Origin of the sequence: Castellaniella hirudinis (assembly GCF_042651965.1) — a bacterium.
Taxonomy (GTDB): domain Bacteria; phylum Pseudomonadota; class Gammaproteobacteria; order Burkholderiales; family Burkholderiaceae_B; genus Castellaniella; species Castellaniella hirudinis.
This window is the reverse complement of the sequence record NZ_JBHSDY010000009.1, coordinates 1-20,700: the sequence shown is the minus strand read 5'-3', so window position 1 is coordinate 20,700 and position 20,700 is coordinate 1. Positions and strand designations below refer to the sequence as shown.

At 64.7% G+C, this 20,700-nt stretch carries 21 protein-coding genes and 1 pseudogene; 11 read left to right on the top strand and 11 right to left on the bottom strand.

The genetic code is table 11. The annotated features are described in order from the left end of the window. Nucleotides 1–3: 3 nt before the first annotated feature. Together ACFO0J_RS13455 and ACFO0J_RS13450 are read right to left on the bottom strand one after the other, a co-directional pair. Complete coding sequence (locus ACFO0J_RS13455) at nt 4–648, bottom strand: TetR/AcrR family transcriptional regulator (RefSeq protein WP_376813607.1); 645 nt, start codon at nt 646–648, stop codon at nt 4–6. A gap of 4 nt (nt 649–652) precedes the next feature. Continuing rightward, nucleotides 653–1,594 (bottom strand): LysR family transcriptional regulator, encoded by a 942-nt coding sequence (locus ACFO0J_RS13450; RefSeq protein ID WP_376813606.1) that lies wholly within the window; start codon nt 1,592–1,594, stop codon nt 653–655. Nucleotides 1,595–1,704: 110 nt separating this feature from the next. Here ACFO0J_RS13450 and ACFO0J_RS13445 point away from each other — a divergent pair. From ACFO0J_RS13445 to ACFO0J_RS13430, 4 genes and pseudogenes are all read left to right on the top strand, one after another. After that, a pseudogene (locus tag ACFO0J_RS13445) lies at nt 1,705–2,613 on the top strand (ketopantoate reductase family protein); the annotation flags it as partial. A gap of 3 nt (nt 2,614–2,616) precedes the next feature. Further along, on the top strand, nt 2,617–2,982 hold the full coding sequence (locus tag ACFO0J_RS13440; protein WP_376813640.1) for a VOC family protein: 366 nt from the start codon (nt 2,617–2,619) through the stop codon (nt 2,980–2,982). A 22-nt stretch (nt 2,983–3,004) separates the two neighbouring features. Continuing rightward, entirely contained in the window at nt 3,005–3,460 is a 456-nt protein-coding gene (locus ACFO0J_RS13435; protein ID WP_376813605.1) for a MaoC family dehydratase, read from the top strand. 11 nt (nt 3,461–3,471) lie between these two features. Beyond that, nucleotides 3,472–4,704: a CaiB/BaiF CoA transferase family protein gene (locus ACFO0J_RS13430; protein WP_376813604.1), complete on the top strand. Its 1,233-nt coding sequence runs from the start codon at nt 3,472–3,474 to the stop codon at nt 4,702–4,704. Nucleotides 4,705–4,812: 108 nt separating this feature from the next. Here the strand turns inward: ACFO0J_RS13430 and ACFO0J_RS13425 are convergent, their stop codons facing one another. The 6 genes from ACFO0J_RS13425 to ACFO0J_RS13400 form a co-directional block, all read right to left on the bottom strand. Continuing rightward, entirely contained in the window at nt 4,813–5,820 is a 1,008-nt protein-coding gene (locus ACFO0J_RS13425) for a TRAP transporter substrate-binding protein (RefSeq protein WP_376813603.1), read from the bottom strand. Between the two features lie 110 nt (nt 5,821–5,930). Further along, nucleotides 5,931–6,380, bottom strand: coding sequence for a type II 3-dehydroquinate dehydratase (gene aroQ, locus ACFO0J_RS13420; protein ID WP_376813602.1), 450 nt, complete (start codon nt 6,378–6,380; stop codon nt 5,931–5,933). Nucleotides 6,381–6,451: 71 nt separating this feature from the next. Next, nucleotides 6,452–7,465 (bottom strand): TRAP transporter substrate-binding protein, encoded by a 1,014-nt coding sequence (locus ACFO0J_RS13415; RefSeq protein ID WP_376813601.1) that lies wholly within the window; start codon nt 7,463–7,465, stop codon nt 6,452–6,454. Between the two features lie 25 nt (nt 7,466–7,490). Then, nucleotides 7,491–8,771, bottom strand: a complete 1,281-nt coding sequence (locus ACFO0J_RS13410; RefSeq protein WP_376813600.1) for a TRAP transporter large permease subunit — start codon at nt 8,769–8,771, stop codon at nt 7,491–7,493. Beyond that, complete coding sequence (locus ACFO0J_RS13405; RefSeq protein WP_376813599.1) at nt 8,768–9,277, bottom strand: TRAP transporter small permease; 510 nt, start codon at nt 9,275–9,277, stop codon at nt 8,768–8,770. The genes ACFO0J_RS13410 and ACFO0J_RS13405 overlap by 4 nt, the downstream gene beginning before the upstream one ends. Before the next feature lie 47 nt (nt 9,278–9,324). Further along, nucleotides 9,325–10,218, bottom strand: a complete 894-nt coding sequence (locus tag ACFO0J_RS13400; protein WP_376813598.1) for a shikimate dehydrogenase — start codon at nt 10,216–10,218, stop codon at nt 9,325–9,327. Between the two features lie 176 nt (nt 10,219–10,394). Between ACFO0J_RS13400 and ACFO0J_RS13395 the strand changes: the two genes are divergently transcribed. Continuing rightward, a complete protein-coding gene (locus ACFO0J_RS13395) occupies nt 10,395–11,453 on the top strand; it encodes a Gfo/Idh/MocA family protein (RefSeq protein ID WP_376813597.1) in 1,059 nt (352 codons plus the stop codon). Between the two features lie 57 nt (nt 11,454–11,510). Further along, nucleotides 11,511–12,986 (top strand): aldehyde dehydrogenase, encoded by a 1,476-nt coding sequence (locus ACFO0J_RS13390; protein WP_376813596.1) that lies wholly within the window; start codon nt 11,511–11,513, stop codon nt 12,984–12,986. A gap of 44 nt (nt 12,987–13,030) precedes the next feature. On the opposite strand, the gene ACFO0J_RS13385 is transcribed toward ACFO0J_RS13390, so the two are convergent. The 3 genes from ACFO0J_RS13385 to ACFO0J_RS13375 are packed head-to-tail and all read right to left on the bottom strand — an operon-like array spanning nt 13,031 to nt 15,509. Then, nucleotides 13,031–13,903 (bottom strand): sugar phosphate isomerase/epimerase family protein, encoded by an 873-nt coding sequence (locus ACFO0J_RS13385; RefSeq protein WP_376813595.1) that lies wholly within the window; start codon nt 13,901–13,903, stop codon nt 13,031–13,033. After that, a complete protein-coding gene (locus ACFO0J_RS13380; RefSeq protein WP_376813594.1) occupies nt 13,900–14,799 on the bottom strand; it encodes a VOC family protein in 900 nt (299 codons plus the stop codon). Before ACFO0J_RS13380 ends, ACFO0J_RS13385 begins: the two co-directional genes overlap by 4 nt. Beyond that, nucleotides 14,796–15,509, bottom strand: coding sequence for an IclR family transcriptional regulator (locus ACFO0J_RS13375; RefSeq protein ID WP_376813593.1), 714 nt, complete (start codon nt 15,507–15,509; stop codon nt 14,796–14,798). Before ACFO0J_RS13375 ends, ACFO0J_RS13380 begins: the two co-directional genes overlap by 4 nt. Nucleotides 15,510–15,720: 211 nt before the next feature. Between ACFO0J_RS13375 and ACFO0J_RS13370 the strand changes: the two genes are divergently transcribed. The 5 genes from ACFO0J_RS13370 to ACFO0J_RS13350 form a co-directional block, all read left to right on the top strand. Next, complete coding sequence (locus ACFO0J_RS13370) at nt 15,721–16,635, top strand: DMT family transporter (RefSeq protein ID WP_376813592.1); 915 nt, start codon at nt 15,721–15,723, stop codon at nt 16,633–16,635. Between the two features lie 355 nt (nt 16,636–16,990). Continuing rightward, nucleotides 16,991–17,365 (top strand): 30S ribosomal protein S12, encoded by a 375-nt coding sequence (gene rpsL / locus ACFO0J_RS13365; RefSeq protein WP_376813591.1) that lies wholly within the window; start codon nt 16,991–16,993, stop codon nt 17,363–17,365. A gap of 131 nt (nt 17,366–17,496) precedes the next feature. Then, a complete protein-coding gene (rpsG, locus tag ACFO0J_RS13360) occupies nt 17,497–17,967 on the top strand; it encodes a 30S ribosomal protein S7 (RefSeq protein WP_376813590.1) in 471 nt (156 codons plus the stop codon). A gap of 30 nt (nt 17,968–17,997) precedes the next feature. Then, nucleotides 17,998–20,100: an elongation factor G gene (gene fusA / locus ACFO0J_RS13355; protein ID WP_376813589.1), complete on the top strand. Its 2,103-nt coding sequence runs from the start codon at nt 17,998–18,000 to the stop codon at nt 20,098–20,100. Between the two features lie 63 nt (nt 20,101–20,163). Then, the coding region (locus tag ACFO0J_RS13350; RefSeq protein ID WP_376813532.1) for a GTP-binding protein at nt 20,164–20,700 on the top strand (537 nt) is incomplete at its 3' end.

Below are 20,700 nucleotides of genomic sequence, written 5' to 3'. Positions count from 1 at the left end.
CTTTCAGGCCAGCATGTAGCGCAGGATCAGGTCGACCACATTGCTGCGGCGTTGCGCATAGACCTCCGGGGCCATCAGGTCGCGCTTGAAGATCAGCGAAAACGTATGCTGGTTCGACACATTGAAAAAGCACAGCGCGCTGATCGAGGCATGCAGGTCGATGGGATCCAGGCCCGGCCGGAACAGGCCCTGGGCGCAGCCGCGCGCGTAGATGTCGCGAATGCCCGCGATCGCCGGGACGTTCAGATCCTTGATCGAGGCGGATTGGGCAAGATAGGTCCCATGGTGCATGTTCTCGTTCATCACCAGGCGCACGAAGTCGGGATTGCGGGCCTGGTAATCAAAGGTGAAGCCGACCAGGGTGCGCATGGCCTCTTCGGGCGGCAGGGCTTCCAGGTGCAGGGTGCCCTCGACCTGGCGGATGCTGCGGTAGGATTCTTCGAGCGCGGCCAGATACAGGCCCTGCTTGCCGCCGAAGTAGTAGTAGATCATGCGCTTGCTGGTCGCGGTCTGCGCCGCGATCTCGTCGATGCGCGCGCCTGCGAGCCCCTTCTTGGCGAATTCCCGGATGGCGACTTCGAGGATGTTTCTGCGGCTCGCCGCCGAGTCGTTGCTGCGGTTGCGGGGAGACGACGGTTTCTGGGTCATGACGTCATGCGGAAGAAGAACGGCGGCGCGGCGCGGGGCTGCGGCCAAACAGGGTCATGCAGGCCTGGCGCAGCCAGCGGTTGCCGGGATCGTGGTGGAATCGGGTATGCCAGTGCTGTTTCACACTGAAGGGCGCGATCGGGAACGGACACGGGTGCAGGCGCAGCGCATTGCGGCCGGCCAGGGTTTCGCCGGTCTGGCGCGGCACGGTCACGACCAGGTCGCCGGCCTCCAGCACGGCCGACAGGCCGAGGAAACCGGGCAGTTCGAGCACCACCGTGCGCCTGATCCGCGCGCGCCTGAGCGCATGTTCGAGCAGGCTGTGGCCGGTGCCCGAGACGATCTCGATGTGCCCCTCGCGGCGGTAGTCGGCCAGGTCCAGCCGTGCGCGGATGCGCGGGTGGTCCTTGCGCGCCAGGCAGACCCAGTCTTGTGTGAACAGCGTCTGCTGGTAGAAACCCGCCCCCAGTTCGGGAATCAGGCCCAGGGCCAGGTCGGCCGCGCCCGATTGCAGGCGTTCGGGCAGGGTAGGATCGATCGGGCCGGCCTTGAGGCTGCAGGAGGCCGCGGTCTGGCGCAGGTGGCCGAGGATCTGCGGCAGCAGATTGACGTGGCTTGCATCGCTCATGGCGATGCAGAAGCGCCGGTCGGACTGGGTGGGGTCGAACTCGGGCGCGACGCCGCTGATCTGGCGCAGGGCGTCCAGCGCGGTGCGCACGATGCTGATCAGGGCCTCGGCGCGCGGGGTCGGCTGCATGCCTTTGGACGTGCGCACGAACAGCGGGTCGCCCAGTTGCTCGCGCAACTGGGCGAGCCAGATGCTGATGGTCGGCTGGCTGAGGCCCAGTTGCTGTGCGGCCGCGGTGACGCTGCCCTGGGCATAGAGCACGTCGAACAGGCGCAACAGCTTGGTTTCGGGCAGCGGCTCGAGAGGCGTATCAGACATTAATTATTTAGATGTTCAATGACCGACATTGTGATTATTGCATTTAACTTAGATTCTTGCCTGTCTAGAATGAATGCCGGGCACGATGACGTACCGAGGAGAGTTTTTCCATGAAGATCTGCATATTGGGCGCGGGCGCCCTGGGTTGCGCCATCGGCGCCGGGCTGGCCGAAGGCGGCGCGGATGTGACGCTGGTCAATCGCAACGCCGCCCACGTGGATGCCATCAACACCGAAGGCCTGATCCTGCGCGACCATGACGGCGAACGCCGGGTGCGCATCAAGGCCGCGACTTCGGCCGGGCAGGTCGGACCCGTGGACCTGATCATCCTGCTGGTGAAGTCTTTTCACACGCGCGAAGCCATGGAACAGGCCGGACCGCTGCTGACCCCGCAGACCCTGGTGCTGTCCCTGCAGAACGGCCTGGGCCACGAGGACATTCTGGCGGAATACGTGGGCCGCGAGCGTGTGCTGGCCGGCAAGACCTATGTCGGCGGCACGCTGCTGGGCCCGGGCCGCATCATCTACGGGGTGCGCGGCAAGGAAACTGTGATCGGCGAACTCGACGGCCGTGTCACCGACCGCGTGCGTGCGGTCGCGCGCGAGTTCGAGCGCGCCGGCATGCTGATCGAGGTCAGCGAAAACATCATGGGCACGATCTGGGACAAGCTCCTGATCAATGTGGCCACGGGCGCAGTCACCGCCATTTCGCGCATGCCTTACGGTGAGCTGTATGCGTGCGGCCCCCTCGAAGCCGTGGGTGTGGCTGCGGTGCGCGAGGCGATGGAGATCGCCTCCGCCAGCGGCGTGCGCCTGTCCATCAGCGATCCGTTCGAGGCCTGGCGCAAGGCGGGCGCCGGCCTGCCGGCGGATTTCCGCACCTCGATGCTGCAGAGCCTGGACAAGGGCAGCGTCACCGAGGTCGGCTTCGTCAATGGCGCCGTGGTGGATCGCGGCGCGCAGCTCGGCATTTCGACCCCGGTCAACAGCACCCTGGTCGCTTGCGTGCAAGGGATCGAAACCATGCTGGGCAAGACCGCGCCGGTGCGGCCGGCCGGCGTCGATCATGTCGCCGTGCGGGTCAAGGACATCGCCTGGAACATCCGCTTCTTCAAAGAGGTCCTGGACATGCCGGTGCGCGAGACCGACGGCCCGCCCGAGGCGCCGCGCCAAGTCTGGTTGAAAGGCGGCATCCAGCTCATCGCCTCGCCCGACATGGCGGAGCAGGCCGCGCAGGCGCAGCCCTGGATCGCGCATGTCGCGATCCGTGTGAAGGGCATGGAAACGGTGCTGGCGCGGGCGGCGGACTGGGCTGTGACGGCGTTGCCGCAGGGGCCGAACTGGTTGCGCACGCCCGACGGCATTGCGCTCGAATTGTTTGATTGTTGAGATTGCTGAAAGGATCGAAGCCGTGAAAGAACATTATTTTGACGAGGTCGAGGTCGGCGCCCAGGGCATTTCGCCCACGCTGACGGTGACCGAAGCCCACATCAACACGTTTGCCGACCTGACCGGCGATTACACCCCGGTCCACACCGACGAGGCCTATGCCCGCACGACGCCGTTTGGCACCCGTGTGGCGCACGGCCTGCTCGGCCTGGCCCTGACCGACGGCCTCAAGAACCAGTCCGATCTGCGCTTCGTGCCCGGCATGTCGCTGGGCTGGGTGTGGGACTTCACCGGCCCGATCAAGATCAATGATACCGTGCAGGTGCGTTTTCATGTGGCCAGCGCCCGACTGTCGCGCAGCCGGCCGGACTGGGGCATCCTGGTGCTGCCCTCTGAAATGCGCAATCAGCACAACGAGGTCGTGCAGCGCGGCGAACACCGGCTCATGATCCCCTGCAGCCCCGGCTTCAAGCATTGAGAGGACTTGCCATGACGACGCAAATGCGCCCCCTGGAGGGCATCCGGGTCATCGACTACAGCCACTTTCTCGCGGGCCCTTATCTGTCGCGCTGCCTGGCGGCGCTGGGCGCCGAGGTGATCAAGGTCGAACGGCCCACCGAGGGCGACGCCGGGCGGCAGCACCCCTTTTTCGTCCAGGGCCAGAGCGGCTATTTCCTGCAGCAGAACATGGGCAAGAAAGGGCTGTGCGTGAACCTGAAAGACCCGCGCGGGCGGGAATTGATGGAAAAACTGGTGGCCACGGCCGACGTCTTCGTCGAGAACTACCGGCCCGGCGCCTTGACCCGGCTCGGGCTGGGCTACGAGGCGCTCTCGAAGTTGAACCCCGGCCTGGTCTATTGCTCGATCTCGGCGTACGGCCATACCGGGCCCGAGTCCCATCGCGCCGGCTTCGGGCTGATCGCCGAGGCCAAGAGCGGCATCATGGCCATGGTCGGCTCGCCGGGCGAGGCGCCGCCGCTGCTGCGCATTGCGCTGGGCGACATGTACACCGGCATCCATGGCGTGGCCGCCATCAATGCGGCGTTGCTGGGGCGCATCAAGTCCGGCAAGGGACAACACATCGATCTTTCGCTGTATGACTGCCTGGTCTCCATGCACGAGTACGCGGGGCAGTGCTACACCTTGTCGAACGGCCAGGTGATTCCCGAGCAGACCGGCCACGACCTGCCCGATTCCACGCTGTACGGCGTGTTCACGGCGACGGACGGCTATCTGGTCATCGCCGCGCAGATCGAGGCCTCCTGGAAACGCCTGGCCCTGCTGGTCGGCGGCGAGGCCTTTGCCGCCGATACCCGTTTCCACTCGGCGCAGGGCCGCAACGCCAACCGCCTCGAAATCCTGCCCGTGGTGCGCGCCTGGGTCGAGAAGCGCACGGTCGCGCAGTGCCTGGAGGCGCTGGACGCGGTCGACGTGCCCTGCGCCAAGGTGCAGGACATCGGCGAAGTGCTGCACGATCCGCAGGTCCAGGCGCGCGGCATGGTGGTGCGCCAGCACCATCCGGTGGTGGGCGACGTCGATCTGCTCAACACGCCGTTCCGGTTTTCGGGCTGCGACACGACGATCCGCGAACCGGCGCCGCTGATGGGCCAGCACAATCGGTGGGTCGCCGAAGCGTTGGGCTATGGGCAGGCCGAGATCGAAGCCATGGTGAACGAAGGCGTGCTGCACCAGGAGGCCGCCGTCGCCGGGCTGAAGGCCTGAGAGGCGCCGGAAGCCATTCGGCTTGAGAAATGCCGGGGGGCGCCGCAGGGCGCCCCTCGTGCCGTCGGGACGGCCCCCGCAGGGGCCGAGCGGACCGTGTGGCCCGGCTTACTTGTGGATGCGCGCCAGTTCGTCCTTGTACAGCTTGACGATGGCCGGGTCGTACTCGGCGGTGAACTGGTCGAGCACGGGCTGGGCGGTGTCGCGCATGCGCTGGCGTTCTTCGGGCGCGACGTCGTTGTACGCCATGCCGTGGGCCTTGAGCTGATCGACCGCTTTTTGCGCGGCTTCGCGGCTGACCTTGCGTTGGTAGGCGCGGGTTTCATCCGCGGTTTCCCGCATCCATTGCTGTTCCTGCGGCGACAGCGTATCCCAGAACTTCTTGCTGACCAGGACGATGTTGGCCGCGTAGACGTGGTTGGTCGCGCTGACGTATTTCTGGACCTCGTACATCTTGTTCGACAGGATGACCGAGAACGGATTCTCCTGGCCGTCCACGGCCTTGGATTCCATGGCGTTGTACAGCTCGCCGAACGTCAGGGGCAGCGGATTGGCGCCCAGCGCTTCAAAGGTCTTGAGGAACACCGGATTCGGAATCACGCGGATCTTGAGGCCTGCCAGGTCCTCGGTCCTGGTGACCGGATGCTTGCTGTTGGTGATGTTGCGAAAGCCCAGGTCCCAGTAGCCGAGCGCGACCAGGCCTTTTTCCGGCAGCTTGTCGATCAACGCCTGGCCAAAGGGGCCGTCGAGCAGCGCGTCGGCCTCTTCGAATGAGGAGACGGAAAAGGGGAAGTCGACCAGGCCGAATTCCTTGACGATCCCGGCCACGGACGTGGTCGCGGGGGCGGACATTTCCTGGACGCCGCCCTGCAGGGCCGCTTGCTGCTGCAGTTCGCTGCCCAGGGTGGAGGCCGGAAATTCCCTGACCTTGAGCTTGCCGCCGCTTTTTTCTTCCAGGAGCTTGGCGAATTTCTGGACGCCGAAGCTGACGGGGTGGTCGGTGTTGTTCAGGTGGCCGAATTTGATCGTGCGCACCGGGGTGTCCGCCTGCGCCGGCGCACTGGCCAGGAATGCGGCGCAGGCGCCGGCCAGCGTCAGGCTGAGCAGCTTTTTCATGGGTCTGTCTCCTGTCATGGATGGAACCTCTTCTATGAGAGGTTTTGCCGGGCCGTGGTCAGGCGCCGGAGCGCGCCGCGAGCCGGGCGGCTCGCGGCGTGTGCTGCAGATCAGCCCGCCTTGCGGGCCTGGGCCGCAGACACGGCGGCGCGCAGGGCCAGCAGGTAGCTGTCCACGCCGAAGCCGCAGATCTGGCCCAGGGCGATTTCCGCGAAGACCGACTTGTGGCGGAATTCTTCGCGGGCGTGGATGTTGGACATGTGCAGTTCGACGATGGGCACGGTCAGGATCGCCAGCGCGTCGCGCAGGCCGTAGCTGTAGTGCGTCCAGGCGCCGGCGTTGATCAGGACGGCGTCCACGCCGTCCTGGTAGGCCTGGTGGATCCGTTCGCACATCGCGCCTTCGCAGTTGGTCTGGTAGCTGTCGATCGTGACGCCCAGTTCCTTGGCCAGGCCGGCCAGTTGCGCGTCGATCTGTTCCAGCGTGATCGTCCCGTATTGCTTGGGGTCGCGCTTGCCGAACATATTGTGGTTGATGCCATGCAGCATGAGGATTTTCATACGATTTCCTGTATTACGTGGTCAGAATCAACGCGCCGGCGCGGGCCGTGAATGACCCGCGCCGGACGCGGTTATTGTTTGCGGGCCTTGTCGATTTCCGCATACATCGACTTGACGGTGTCTTCGCCGACTTCCTGAGTATATTTTTCGACCACCGGCTTGACCATCTCGCGCATCTTGTCCAGGTCCGCAGGCGACAGTTCCGTGACCTGCATGCCGTGCTTCTTCAGGGTTTCCAGCGCCGTGAGGGCGGCGTCGCGGGACACCTGGCGCTGGTAGGCGGCGGCCTCGTCGGCGGCATCCTGGATCAGCTTCTGCTCATCCGCGTTGAGCGAGTCCCAGAACTTCTTGCTGATGATGACGGACTGGGGGTTGTAGATGTGGCGCGTGATGGCCAGGTTTTTCTGCACTTCGTCGAGCTTGGCGTTCAGGATGACCGTGAACGGGTTTTCCTGGCCGTCGACGGCGCCCTGTTCCAGCGCGTTGTAGACCTCGGGCCAGGCCAGGGGCGTGGGGTTGGCGCCCAGCGCCTTGAACACGTCGACGTAGATCGGCGACTGGATCACGCGCAGCTTCAGGCCGGCGATGTCTTCGGGTTTGTTGATCGGGTGCTTGCCGTTGGTGATGTTGCGAAAGCCCAGGTCGAAGTACGCCAGGCCCACCAGGCCCTTGTCCTGCAGCTTCTTGTGCACCGTCTGGCCGAAGGGGCCGTCCACCAGGGCGTCGACTTCCTTGTCATTGTTGAACAGGAAGGGGAAGTCGAACGCGGCGAAGTCCTTGACCTGCGCCTGCAGGATGCCGGAGTTCAGCACGGTCATCTCGATGGTGCCGCCCTGCAGCGAGGACACGGTTTCCAGGTCGCCGCCCAGCACGCCGCCGGGGAACAGGCGGACGCGGATCTTGTTGCCGGACTTCTGGGCCACCAGGTCGGCGAATTTCTGCATCCCCATGACCTGGGGGTGGCCCTTGTTGTTCTGCGAGGCGAACTTGATGGAATGCTCGCGGATGTCGGCCGCGTGGCTGACGCCCAGGGAGGCCAGGCCGAGGCCCATGGCCAGGAGTGAGGAAAGGATGAGGCGTTTCATGGTGTCTCCTTGGAGTGAGGATGAATCAGTAGAACCAGCTCGCGGGCACGAGCACGAGATCGGGGAAAAGCACGAGCAGGGCCAGCACGGTGATCTGGGCCAGCATGAACGGCCAGACGCCTTTGACGACTTCGTCCATGCTGACGCGTCCCACGCCCGCCACGGTATTCAGGACGGTGCCCACTGGCGGCGTGATCAGGCCGATGGCCGTATTGATCATGAACAGCACGCCGAAGTACACCGGGTCGATGCCCGCCGCCTTGATGGCGGGCATCAGCACGGGCGTCAGGATCAGAATGGTGGGGGTCATGTCCATGGACGTGCCCACGAGGATGATGAGCACCATGCAGATGACGATCAGCAGCTTGGGCTGATCCAGGAACGGCTCCAGCAGGCCCACGATCTGGTCGGGCAGCCCGGCCACCGTGATCAGCCAGGCGCTGACCATGGCGGCCGCCACCAGCAGCATGATGACGGCGGTCACCTTGGCCGACGTGACGAATGCCCGGTAGAGCTGGCGCAGCGTCATTTCGCGATAGATCACGAACGATACGAACAGGGCATACACCGCCGCTACGACTGCGGCTTCGGTCGGGGTGAAGACCCCGAAACGCAGGCCGACGATGATGATCACCGGCATGCCGATGGCCCAGGCGGCCTCGCGGGCGGACTTCATGATCTCGGCGCGCGATTTGCGGGGCGGCGGCTCGGTGAGCGTTTCGCGGCGCACCAGATAACGCCAGGTGAGCCATAGTGCCGCGCCCAGCATGACCCCCGGGAAGATGCCGGCCATGAACAGCTTGGAAATCGACACGTTGGCGGCCACGCCGAAGATGATGAAGCCGATGCTGGGCGGAATGATGGGCGCGATGATCCCGGCCGAGGCGATCAGGCCTGCCGAGCGCGCCCGGTTGTGGCCCGCCGCCGTCATCATGGGCAGCAGCAGGGCGGTCATGGCGGCCGCGTCCGCGACGGCGGAGCCCGACAGCGCCGCCATCAGGACGGCCGTGATGATGGTGACGTAGCCCAGGCCGCCCTTGACGTGGCCCACCAGCGCCATGGCGAAATCCACGATGCGCCGCGACAGGCCGCCCACGTTCATGATTTCGCCGGCCAGCATGAAGAAAGGCACCGCCAGCAGGGGGAAGCTGTTCGCGCCGTTGATCAGGTTCTGCGCCAGGATCTGGGAGTCGAACATGTCCAGTTGCCACATCAGCGCCGCGCCCGAAATCAGGAGCGCGAAGGCGATGGGGATGCCGATGGCCATCGCGCCCAGCAGGGCGACGAGGAAGGTCGTGAGAATCATGCGTGCTCTCCCGATTCGTCGAGGAAGGCTTCGATTGCTTCGCGCGGGCAGGTCGAGAGTTTGAGGATGTCACCCAGCAGGATCAGCGCGGCGGACACGCTGAACACAATGCCGCTGGCATAGAAGATGCCCATGGACATGCCGGTGATCGGCGCAGCCACGTCCGCGTTGATCCGGGTCTGCGTCAGTGCGCCCGAGAAGACCAGCCAGCAGATGTAGAGCATGATGACCCGCCCCAGGACCAGGGCGGATCGCTTGGCGCGCGGTCCGAAGTGCTTGATGATGAAGTTCGAGCCCAGGTGGGCGTTTTCGCGCAGGGCGATGATGCTGCCCAGGAACGTGACCCAGATGAACAGCGAGCGGGACATTTCTTCGGACACGAGGATGCCTGAATTGAAGCCGTAGCGCAGCACGACGTTGCCGAAGACCAGGACGACCATCACCACCAGCAGGGCGGCGATGAGGGTCTCCAGGACGCTCATGTAGATATCAAGAAGTTTTTTCAATGCGGATCCTCCTGGCGTGGAAGCGGCCGGTTCGGTTTGAGTCGGTGCTAGCCGGCGTGCGCGGCTTCGGCGCGCCGGCTTAATACTTCGGTGACGTGGGCGGCCATGCGGCGCGCATCGGCCGGCAGTCCCCCCGTATAGAGCTCAAACGCCCGGGCCGCCTGGTGCACGACCATGCCCAGGCCGTTGACTGTATGGCAGCCCTTCTGGCGCGCGATGCGCAGCAGTTCGGTTTCCAGCGGGAAATAGATGATTTCCGAGAACCAGTGGCGCGGTTCCAGCAGTTCGGGCGGCAGCGGCGTGCCCGGATGCTTGCGCATGCCCACCGGCGTGGCGTTGACCAGGCCGTCGGCCTCGCGCATGGCGTCAGCCAGGTTCCGGCCTGCGGCCACCTGCGCCTGGGGGAAGCGGGTTTGCAGGGTGTGCGCCAGCGCCTGGGCGCGTTCGGGCGCCTGGTCGAACAGGGTCAGGCTGCGTGCGCCCAGGCGCAGGAGCGCGTCGGCGACGGCGACCCCGGCGCCGCCGGCGCCGAGCTGGACGACGCGGCCCGGTTCGCGCGCGCCGAGGTGTTCGCGCATGTTCTGCGAAAACCCGTAATGGTCGGTGTTGTGGCCGATGCGTCGGCCGTTGCGCAGCACCACGGTGTTGACGGCGCCGATCGCGCGCGCTTCGTCCGACAGTTCGTGCAGATAGGGGATGACCGCCTGCTTGCAGGGGTGGGTGATGTTCAGGCCCGCAAAGCCGAGGCGCTCCGCCGCCGTCAGCAGTTCAGGCAGGTGTTCGGGGCCGAGCTTCAGTTCATCGAGATCGATGCGCTGGTAGATGCACAGAATGCCGCGCTGGGCGGCTTCGCTTTCATACAGGGTGGGGCTGAGTGATTCGCCGATGCCTTCGCCGATCAGGCCGAGCAGCAAGGCGGGGGTTTCATGATCCGGTCGCATGAGGGTTCCGTTGAGTGCCTATGTACCAGTTGGTACATGACGCAGACTATAGGAGTCAGCGCGCCAGCGTCAATGGAATTGAGCTAGGGATTTTTCCGGGCTTGAATTATTCTATGCTACAGAATAAGATTCTGCAGGGAAGAACTTTAACCCTGCAAGTGACAAAAGGCCTCATCGTGACGACACCCCTCAACATCGCCGTGCTGGGCGCCGGGCTCATCGGGCGGCAGCACATGCTGCGCATCCAGGCGAGCGAATCCTGCGTGCTTTCCGCCATCGTCGATCCGGCTCCCGGGGCGCGCGCGGTGGCCGACGAGGCCGGGGTGGTTCATTTCCAGACCTTGGCCCAGCTATTGGCCGAGGCCCGTCCCGATGGCATCATCATCGGCACGCCCAATGCCATGCACGTCGATCAGGCGCTCGAATGCCTGGCCGCCGGGGTTCCGGCGCTGATTGAAAAGCCGGTCGCCCACACGCTCGAAGCAGGCGAACGCCTGATCGCGGCCGTCGAAGGCAGCCGGGTGCCGTTCCTGGTGGGGCACCACCGCGCGCACAGCCCCATCATGGCGCTGGCGCGCGAAGTCGTGCGCAGCGGCCGCCTGGGGCGCCTCGTCGCGGTGACGGGCACGGCCCTGTTCTGCAAGCCGGACGACTATTTCACCGAAGCCCCGTGGCGCACCCAGCCGGGCGCCGGGCCCATCCTGATCAATATGATCCACGAGATCGACAACCTGCGGTCTCTTTGCGGCGAGATCACCGAGGTCCAGGCGGTGGTCTCGAACGCCGCGCGCGGCTTCGAGGTCGAGGACACCGCGGCGATCAGCCTGCGCTTCGACAGCGGCGTCCTCGGGACTTTTCTGCTGTCGGACACCGTGGCCTCGCCGCGCAGCTGGGAACAGACCTCGCAGGAAAACAAGGCCTACAGCACCTATCCCGACGAGGATTGCTACATCCTGGCGGGTACGATGGGCTCGCTGGCCGTCCCCACGATGCGCCTGCGCTCGTATGCCGGCCAGGCCGATCGCTCGTGGTGGAAACCGTTCCAGACGGACATGCTGGATCTGCAGCGCAAGGACCCGCTGGCCGAGCAGATCGAGCATTTCGCCGCCGTCATCCGGGGCGAGGCCCAAGCGCTGGTCAGCGTGCGCGACGGCGTGCAGAACCTGCGCGTCGTCGACGCCATCCGCGAGGCCGCCCGCGAAGGCCGCAGCGTGCGCGTCCCGCTGCCCGCCTGAAGGCCGGGCGCCGCGCACGCCATTTCTTTCATCCGATTCCAAGAGCCTGCAACCATCATGACACAGCCTAAATACGATCATTTCATCAATGGCGCCCCCGTGCCGCCGGCTTCCGGTGACTATTTCGACACCGAAAATCCGTATTCGGGCGAAGCCTGGGCGCAGATCGCGCGTGGCAACGCGGCGGACGTGAACGCCGCCGTGGCGGCGGCCAAGGCGGCCTTCGAGGGCGCCTGGGGCGGCCTGACCGCCACGCGCCGCGGCCAGTTGCTGCGCCGTCTGGCGGACCTCATCATCGAGCACGCCCCGCGTCTGGCGGAAATCGAGCAGCGCGACAACGGCAAGCTGTCCTCCGAGGTCGTCGCCCAGGTGCGCTACATGGGCGAATATTTCCATTACTACGCCGGCCTGGCCGACAAGGTCGAAAGCAAGGTCATCCCCACCGACAAGACCGGGGTGTTCACCTTTACCCGCTACGAGGCCAAGGGGGTGGTGGCGATCATCACGCCCTGGAATTCCCCCCTGACCCTGACCAGCTGGAAGCTGGCGCCGGCGCTGGCGGCCGGTTGCACGGCGGTGGTCAAGCCCTCGGAGTTCACCTCGGCCTCGATGGTGGAATTCGCCGCGCTGTTTGAGCAGGCGGGCTTCCCGCCCGGCGTCGTCAACGTCGTCACGGGTTTCGGCGCCGAAGTCGGCGAACCGCTGGTGTCCCACCCCGACGTGGCCCACATCGGTTTCACCGGCGGCGAACTGGCCGGCAAGCGCATCTACGAAGCCGCTGCGCGCAATCTCAAGACCGTCACCCTGGAACTGGGCGGCAAGTCGCCCAACATCATCTTCGACGACGCGGACCTGGATCAGGCCGTCAAGGGCGTCGTGTCGGGGATCTTCGCCGCCTCCGGCCAGAGCTGCCAGGCCGGCTCGCGCGTGCTGGTGCAGGAAGGCATCCACGACGAACTGATCCGGCGTCTGGTCGATTTCGTCAGCACGGCCAAACTGGGCGATCCGACCCGGCCCGACACGCAGATCGGGCCGATTTCGACCCGTCCGCAGTTCGAAAAGATCCTGGACTACATCCGCATCGCCCGCGACGAGGGCGCCCGGTGCGTGCTGGGCGGCAAGGCGCGCGACGATCTGGGGGCGGGCCAGTTCATCGAACCCACGATCTTCACCGGCGTGGACAACCGCATGCGCATCGCGCAAGAAGAAGTCTTCGGCCCGGTGCTGTGCATCATTCCCTTCAAGGACGAGGCCGACGCCATCCGCATCGGCAACGACATCCTCTATGGCCTGGCCGGGGCGGTCTGGACGCGCAGCCTGCATCGCGCGCTGTACGTGACCGAGCGCCTGAAGGCCGGCACGGTCTGGGTCAACAACTACCGCGCCACCAGCTTCACGACGCCGTTCGGCGGCTACAAGCGCTCGGGCATCGGGCGCGAGTCCGGCTCGGACGCCATCCATGAATACCTGGATACCAAGAGCGTCTGGGTGTCCACGGATCTGGACGTGCCGAATCCGTTCATCCGCCGCTGAAACCCGCTGTCAAGACCCGCCGCTCAACCGCGGCGCGTCCAGGCTCAAGCGCGCGCGCCCTTCGCCTGCCGCAACGGCAGGCGGCGGCGCAAGGCCTGGTCGTGGACCCAGTCGATCGAGCGGCCGCCCAGGCGTGCCACGACGTGGGCGGGCAACTGCCGGTAGTCCTTGTTGAAGACCAGCAGGCTGTAGCCGCCCGCGTAGTCCATGCCGTCCAGGCGCCGGACCAGGGCGGCGACCTGGCTGCTCATCGTGCCGTCCCCCGGAAACACCCGCGTGTGGTCGGCGTCGTGCCGTCGATGTTCCTGGAAAACCGGGACGCCGAAGTCGGCGAGCTGCACCAGCATGATCTTGTCCGGCGGGATTTCGTCCAGGATCTCGAAGGACTGGCCCTCGGCGATGAAATGGAAGGTATCCAGCACGAGGCCGAGATTGGCGTGGTTGGTGCGGCCCACCAGATCCCAGGCGCTGCGGATGTCCGCGCTGGTATGGCTCCAGGGAATCGCCTTGAAGCCGATGCGCACACCCGTCGGTACGGCCAGGTTGGCCAGTTTGCGCAGGTCGGCCTCGGCGCGCTCCGGCTCGCACTGGCGGGGCATCGCCGCCGAGGCGGACACGATCAGCATCGGCGCCCCCACGTCGACGCACATTTCCAGCAAGGCCTTGGCGACGTCGAGCTTGTGCCGATGCGCCGGGCCGTTCATGCCTTCGTAGTCGCGCATCAATTGCAGGCCGGTGATTTCCAGGCCGCTGTCGCGCACCCTGCGGACGGCGGTTTCGTAGCCGTCCGGGTGGTTGGCCAGGTCCCTGGCCCACAGCATGACCTGGGAGAAGCCGGCCGATTCTGCGGCGCGCAGGCGTTCTTCGAGGGAACCGGCCATGCAGGCCAGGTCGATGCCGAAGCGCTCCTGGCTCATGGGGCGGTGTCCGCAACCGGAGCCGGTTCGGCGGCGTGGCGCACCAGTTCGAAGGTCACGTCGTAGGACATGGCGGCGGTGATGGCGCCATGGCTGTCCGGGTGGACGAAGGCATTGTCCTGGAAGGGCACGCCTTGTGCGCTCATGGCCTGGACCGTGCCGAGTACGTCCGGCGTCCCGAAGGCCAGCCGCGCGAACTGCTCGTCCCACTCCGTGTCGTACAGGGCGTCGCCGACCGGTTCGACGAGTTGCAGATAGAAGCGCCCGCAGGGGCTGGCAAGAATGGTGCCGCGCGGCAGGATGCCTAGATGGGTTTCCGGGGGCAGGGCCTTGAAGCCGAACAACTGGGCATAGAAATCAGTCCATTGGGCGCTGCGCCCGAGGGTGATGTATTGCACCAGGCCGAAGAAATGCAGGTCCGGGACGATGGGCTCCACCTCGCGCTGGTCGCTCAGGTAGATGAAATCGATGTCGTAAATGGAAAAGGGGCGCAGGCGGTCGACGAGATAGATGACCGTGTCGCCCACCCCGTGGATGCCGGGGATGTTCAGTTCCATCGCGCCGGCCCGGGTGGGGATGGGCCAGGCGCCCCACGCCATGCTGCGGTCGTAGGCCTGGCCGGCGTGGTCCACCTGGAACGCGATCGCGCTGATCTGGTGATCTTCGCCCTCGCGCGCCATGCCCTCCAGGGTGGCGGGATCGGAATTGACGATGATGTTCATGGCGCCCTGGCGGTACAGGAGCACCTGGCGGGAGCAGTGTCGCGCCAGCAGGCGAAATCCGATCCGGTTCAGGATGGCGCCCAGTTCTTCGGGGCGGGTGGAGGCGAATTCGATGAACTCGATGCCCCGGATCAGCGGCGGCGGACCGCCAAACTCGGTTTCCTCGGCATTCATGGCAATGTACCGGTGTCGCCGTCCGGCCAGGTCCCGCCCAGGGCGTCGGTCAGCTCGGCCGCGTAGCGTTTGAGGGTGGGGATGAACTGGGCGACCTTTTCTTCGCTGAAGCGGTATTTGGGGCCCGAGATGGACACCACGCCGGCCAGTTGCTGGCCGATGCCGAAGACGGGACAGGCCACGGCGCCGATTTCGGGATCCCGTTCACCCAGGGAGATTGCGTAAAAAGAACGTCGTATGTCGTCATATTTCTCGCCTGCTTCTTGAGCGAAGGCGCGCATGACGTGGCCTGAGGCGCCGACGTTGAGGGGCAGCGCGTCGCCTTCGTGGACGGCGTCGCGCACGGAGCGCGGCGCATCGACCCGGTGCAGGCAGATCCGGGCGTCATGGTCCTTGATGAAAAAGGAGGCGCCCTCGTGGAGTTCATCCACGATCTTGCGCAGCACGGGGACGACGATGTCGGCGCTGCGGAAGTGCTTTTGATAGAGCGAGCCGAGATACAGGGGCTTGGGGCCGAGGCGGTAGGTGCCGTCCTCGAGACGGCGCAGATAACCGAATTTTTCCAGGGATTCGGCCAGTCGCAGCGTCGTGCTCTTGTAGAACCCCGCCCGCTTCGAAATGTCCGTGAGGGTGAGGCTGTCTCCCCCGTCGATGAATACGTCCAGGATGGTCAGTGCGCGGTCTACCGCGGCGACGCCTTCACGGGTCATAGGGGGCGGCCTTCTCACAAGAGGGGGAGTTCAATCATGAACCTATGATAACCGAATACGGTTCTATTTTTTGGTTCCATGGCCCCGAATCCGGCACCGGTGAGCGCCGTAATGATCTATTCTTACACTTTCCTGGAACATCATATGACTGACTGTCCAAGCCTCCCGGGCGCGCATTCCTTGACGAGTTTGATTTGACCGGTTCGATGCCATGGATGTGAATCGTCCCGCCCGGGTCTGGCTGGGGCCGTTGCTCATGTGCGCGGCCTGTCTGTTCTTCGCCGTCCTGGACACGGGCACCAAATACCTGACGGCCGGCTACCCGGTGATTCAGCTCGTCTGGGTGCGCTACACGGCCCAGGTGCTGGCCGTCTTCCTGATCTTTCAACCGCGCATGGGGCGCAACCTGTTCCGCACCCGCCGCTATGGCGTGCAGTTGTTCCGCGGCCTGTTCCTGTGCTGCGGCAGCGTGCTGGTGGTCAACGGCCTGGCGCGCCTGCCCCTGGCCGAGACCACCGCCATCGTCTTCATGGCGCCGGTGCTCGTCACGCTGCTGTCCGGGCTGGTGCTGAAGGAAAAGGCCCGTCGCCTCGACTGGGTCGCCGTGGCGTGCGGCTTTGCGGGGGTGCTGATCATCGCCCGGCCGGGTGGGGGCCTGCTGACCTGGGCCATCCTGTTTCCCGTGGGGACGGCCGTCTGCAATGCCTGCTACCAGATCGTCACGCGCTTCTCGCGCAGTTCCGAACATCCCGCCACCAGCAATCTGTACACCGGCCTGATCGGCGCGCTGGTGCTGACGCCCTGGGGCTATATGGCCTGGGAGCCCATGGCCTGGTTCGACCTGCTGCTGCTGATCGGCCTGGGTACAGTGGCCGCGCTGGGACATTTGATCATGACCCAGGCCCTGATGTACGCGCCGGCCGCCACCTTGGGACCGTACAGCTACACGCAGATCTTCTGGGCGACCCTGCTGGGCTGGCTGGCGTTTTCGTCCGTGCCGGATTCCGTGAGCCGCCTGGGAATGCTGATCATTGCCGCGGGCGGCCTGCTGCTGTCTTTTGCGCCGCTGCTGCGACGCCTGGCCGTGATGCTGTCGAAAGGCCTCCCGGGGGACCGGAGCCCTTGAGGCGTGTTCAAAACGCAATAACTCTTTGCCCCGTCGAAACAAACCGTGCTAAACTTCCTGGCTTGCTGGGTTAATGGCATCTGGTCGCGGTATGCGCCGCCGGTCTTGTGCTGCCCCCGGTCCGGTTCGATTGGCAACTCGATTGAAACCCGGACCCGCTGAAACCCACGGTTCAGTCCGTGCTTTCAATGAGCAAGCCCCTTGTGCAAGACCCGCTCTTTACGTCATTCGTTTCAGGCGGATTTTGCGCACATCGCCTGAAAATGCCCCCGCCGCGTCCCGCGCGGCCAAGCAAGCCCGGGCACTTTGGATATCGACGTAAAACGTACGCAAGTACAAAGGATGCGTAAAGGTCATGCCTACCATTGCTCAACTGCTGCGCAAACCGCGCCAAGTCAGTCGCGAGAGCAGCAAGAGCCCGGCGCTGGATAACTGCCCCCAGCGTCGCGGCGTCTGCACCCGTGTTTACACCACCACCCCGAAGAAGCCGAACTCCGCTCTGCGTAAGGTCGCCAAGGTGCGCCTGACCAACGGCTACGAGGTCATCTCCTACATCGGCGGCGAAGGCCACAACCTCCAGGAACACTCGGTGGTTCTGGTGCGCGGCGGCCGTGTGAAGGACTTGCCGGGTGTGCGCTACCACATCGTCCGCGGTTCGCTGGACCTGCAAGGCGTCAAGGATCGCAAGCAGTCCCGTTCCAAGTACGGTGCCAAGCGCCCCAAGAAGTAATTCCCGCAGTACCCCGATCGCTTTAGATCGGTCGTGCAGCCGCAACCATCGGGTTGTGGCACGTAAGTGGCTCTCCGTATGGAAGCCGAGGCCGCCCAGCGGCTCAACTGAATCGTCACAAGGAAATCGAAATGCCTCGTCGTCGCGAAGTACCGAAACGTGAAATCCTCCCCGATCCCAAATTTGGCAGTGTCGAGCTGGCCAAGTTCATGAACGTCGTCATGCTGTCCGGCAAGAAAGCCGTGGCGGAACGCATCGTGTACGGCGCCTTGGACCAGATCCAGGCCAAAACGGGTAAGGAACCCATCGAGATCTTCAACACCGCCATCAACAACATCAAACCGGTGGTCGAAGTCAAATCCCGCCGCGTCGGTGGCGCCAACTACCAGGTGCCGGTCGAAGTGCGCCCCGTGCGCCGCCTGGCCCTGGCCATGCGCTGGCTGCGAGAAGCCGCCAAGAAGCGCGGTGAAAAGTCGATGGACCTGCGTCTCGCCGGTGAACTGATGGATGCCGCCGAAGGCCGCGGCGGCGCCATGAAGAAGCGCGAAGACACTCACAAGATGGCCGAGGCCAACAAAGCCTTCAGCCACTTCCGCTGGTAATCCAGCCGGTCAATCACCAGGAAACACATCATGGCCCGCAAAACCCCCATCGAGCGCTATCGCAATATCGGTATCTCTGCGCACATCGACGCAGGGAAGACCACCACCACCGAGCGCATCCTGTTCTACACCGGCGTCAACCACAAGATTGGCGAAACCCATGAAGGCTCCGCCACCATGGACTGGATGGAGCAGGAACAGGAACGCGGCATCACCATCACGTCGGCGGCCACCACGGCCTTCTGGCGCGGGATGGAGCACCAGTACGAAGAGCACCGCGTCAACATCATTGACACCCCGGGCCACGTCGACTTCACCATCGAAGTCGAACGCTCGATGCGCGTGCTCGACGGCGCCTGCATGGTGTATTGCGCCGTGGGTGGCGTGCAGCCGCAGTCGGAAACCGTGTGGCGTCAGGCCAACAAGTACGGCGTGCCCCGCCTGGCCTTCGTCAACAAGATGGACCGCACCGGCGCGAACTTCTTCAAGGTCTACGACCAGCTGCGTCTGCGCCTGAAGGCCAACCCCGTGCCCATCGTCATCCCGATCGGCGCCGAAGACAACTTCAAGGGCGTCATCGACCTGACCAAGATGCGCGGCATCATCTGGGACGAAGCCTCCCAGGGCACGAAGTTCGACTACATCGACATTCCTGCCGAGATGGCCGACGAGGCCGCCAAGTGGCATGAAAACCTGATGGAAGCCGCTGCCGAGGCCAACGAGGAACTGATGAACAAGTACCTCGAGACCGGCTCGCTGACCGAGCAGGAAATCGACAAGGGCATCCGTCTGCGCACCATCGCGGGCGAAATCCAGCCCATGCTGTGCGGCACCGCCTTCAAGAACAAGGGCGTGCAGCGCATGCTCGACGCCGTCATCGACTATCTGCCCTCCCCGGTGGACATCCCCCCGGTTCATGGCACCGACGACGAAGGCAACGAAGTCGTTCGCAAGGCCGATGACAAGGAAAAGCTGTCCGCTCTGGCGTTCAAGCTGATGACCGACCCGTTCGTGGGCCAGTTGACCTTCATCCGCGTGTATTCGGGCGTGCTGTCCTCGGGCGACACCGTCTACAACCCGATCAAGGGCAAGAAGGAACGCATCGGCCGCATCCTGCAGATGCACGCCAACAACCGCGCCGAAATCAAGGAAGTGGTTGCGGGCGACATCGCCGCCGTCGTGGGCCTGAAGGAAGTCACCACGGGTGAAACCCTGTGCGACGTGGGCGATCACGTGCTGCTGGAAAAGATGGAATTCCCCGAGCCCGTGATCTCGCAGGCCGTGGAACCCAAGTCCAAGGCCGACCAGGAAAAGATGGGCATCGCCCTGCAACGCCTGGCCGCCGAGGATCCGTCCTTCCGCGTGCGCAGCGACGAAGAATCCGGCCAGACCATCATCTCCGGCATGGGCGAACTGCACCTCGAAGTGCTGGTCGACCGGATGCGTCGTGAATTCGGCGTCGAAGCCAACGTCGGCAAGCCCCAGGTGGCCTACCGCGAAACCATCCGCAAGACCTGCGAAGAAATCGAAGGCAAGTTCGTCAAGCAGTCCGGCGGTCGCGGCCAGTACGGCCACGTCGTGCTCAAGCTCGAACCCCTGGAAGCGGGCGGCGGCTACGAGTTCGTCGACGCCATCAAGGGCGGCGTGGTGCCGCGCGAGTTCATCCCGGCGGTGGACAAGGGCATCCAGGAAACCCTGCCTGCGGGCGTGGTGGCCGGCTACCCGGTCGTGGACGTCAAGGTCACGCTGTTCTTCGGTTCGTACCACGATGTGGACTCGAACGAAAACGCGTTCCGCATGGCTGCCTCGATGGCGTTCAAGGACGGCATGCGCAAGGCCAACCCGGTCCTGCTCGAGCCGATGATGCACGTCGAAGTCGAAACGCCGGAAGACTACGCCGGTACGGTGATGGGCGACTTGTCGTCCCGCCGCGGCATGGTCCAGGGCATGGACGACATCCCGGGCGGCGGCAAGATCATCAAGGCCGAAGTTCCCCTGGCCGAGATGTTCGGTTATTCGACCAGCCTGCGTTCGCAGACTCAAGGTCGCGCCACCTACACGATGGAATTCAAGCAGTACGCCGAGGCGCCGCGTAACGTCGCCGACGAAGTCATCGCCGCTCGCGGCAAGTAATACATAGCCCGGCCGGCAGGCCGGGCATCCACTTTTCATTTCCTAGGAAATACGGGATATATCATGGCAAAAGGTAAGTTTGAACGGACCAAACCGCACGTGAACGTGGGTACGATCGGCCACGTTGACCACGGCAAGACGACGCTGACCGCGGCGATCACCACGGTGCTGGCCAAGGCGCTGGGCGGCGAAGCCAAGGGCTACGACCAGATCGACAACGCGCCCGAAGAAAAGGCGCGCGGCATCACGATCAGCACCTCGCACGTGGAATACGAGACGGCCAACCGTCACTACGCGCACGTGGACTGCCCGGGTCACGCCGACTACGTCAAGAACATGATCACGGGTGCTGCGCAGATGGACGGCGCGATCCTGGTGTGCTCGGCCGCTGACGGCCCGATGCCCCAGACGCGTGAGCACATCCTGCTGGCCCGCCAGGTGGGCGTGCCCTACATCGTCGTGTTCCTGAACAAGTGCGACATGGTCGACGACGAAGAGCTGCTGGAACTGGTCGAGATGGAAGTGCGTGAACTTCTGTCCAAGTACGACTTCCCGGGCGACGACACGCCGATCGTGAAGGGTTCGGCCAAGCTGGCGCTG

What these genes read in the sequence shown, in the direction of transcription:
- ACFO0J_RS13455 (WP_376813607.1), bottom strand. Translation starts at nt 648, where the DNA reads ATGACCCAGAAACCGTCGTCTCCCCGCAACCGCAGCAACGACTCGGCG.
- ACFO0J_RS13450 (WP_376813606.1), bottom strand. Translation starts at nt 1,594, where the DNA reads ATGTCTGATACGCCTCTCGAGCCGCTGCCCGAAACCAAGCTGTTGCGC.
- ACFO0J_RS13440 (WP_376813640.1), top strand. Translation starts at nt 2,617, where the DNA reads ATGCTGGGCAAGACCGCGCCGGTGCGGCCGGCCGGCGTCGATCATGTC.
- ACFO0J_RS13430 (WP_376813604.1), top strand. Translation starts at nt 3,472, where the DNA reads ATGACGACGCAAATGCGCCCCCTGGAGGGCATCCGGGTCATCGACTAC.
- ACFO0J_RS13425 (WP_376813603.1), bottom strand. Translation starts at nt 5,820, where the DNA reads ATGAAAAAGCTGCTCAGCCTGACGCTGGCCGGCGCCTGCGCCGCATTC.
- aroQ (WP_376813602.1), bottom strand. Translation starts at nt 6,380, where the DNA reads ATGAAAATCCTCATGCTGCATGGCATCAACCACAATATGTTCGGCAAG.
- ACFO0J_RS13415 (WP_376813601.1), bottom strand. Translation starts at nt 7,465, where the DNA reads ATGAAACGCCTCATCCTTTCCTCACTCCTGGCCATGGGCCTCGGCCTG.
- ACFO0J_RS13410 (WP_376813600.1), bottom strand. Translation starts at nt 8,771, where the DNA reads ATGATTCTCACGACCTTCCTCGTCGCCCTGCTGGGCGCGATGGCCATC.
- ACFO0J_RS13400 (WP_376813598.1), bottom strand. Translation starts at nt 10,218, where the DNA reads ATGCGACCGGATCATGAAACCCCCGCCTTGCTGCTCGGCCTGATCGGC.
- ACFO0J_RS13390 (WP_376813596.1), top strand. Translation starts at nt 11,511, where the DNA reads ATGACACAGCCTAAATACGATCATTTCATCAATGGCGCCCCCGTGCCG.
- ACFO0J_RS13385 (WP_376813595.1), bottom strand. Translation starts at nt 13,903, where the DNA reads ATGAGCCAGGAGCGCTTCGGCATCGACCTGGCCTGCATGGCCGGTTCC.
- ACFO0J_RS13380 (WP_376813594.1), bottom strand. Translation starts at nt 14,799, where the DNA reads ATGAATGCCGAGGAAACCGAGTTTGGCGGTCCGCCGCCGCTGATCCGG.
- ACFO0J_RS13375 (WP_376813593.1), bottom strand. Translation starts at nt 15,509, where the DNA reads ATGACCCGTGAAGGCGTCGCCGCGGTAGACCGCGCACTGACCATCCTG.
- ACFO0J_RS13370 (WP_376813592.1), top strand. Translation starts at nt 15,721, where the DNA reads ATGGATGTGAATCGTCCCGCCCGGGTCTGGCTGGGGCCGTTGCTCATG.
- rpsL (WP_376813591.1), top strand. Translation starts at nt 16,991, where the DNA reads ATGCCTACCATTGCTCAACTGCTGCGCAAACCGCGCCAAGTCAGTCGC.
- rpsG (WP_376813590.1), top strand. Translation starts at nt 17,497, where the DNA reads ATGCCTCGTCGTCGCGAAGTACCGAAACGTGAAATCCTCCCCGATCCC.
- fusA (WP_376813589.1), top strand. Translation starts at nt 17,998, where the DNA reads ATGGCCCGCAAAACCCCCATCGAGCGCTATCGCAATATCGGTATCTCT.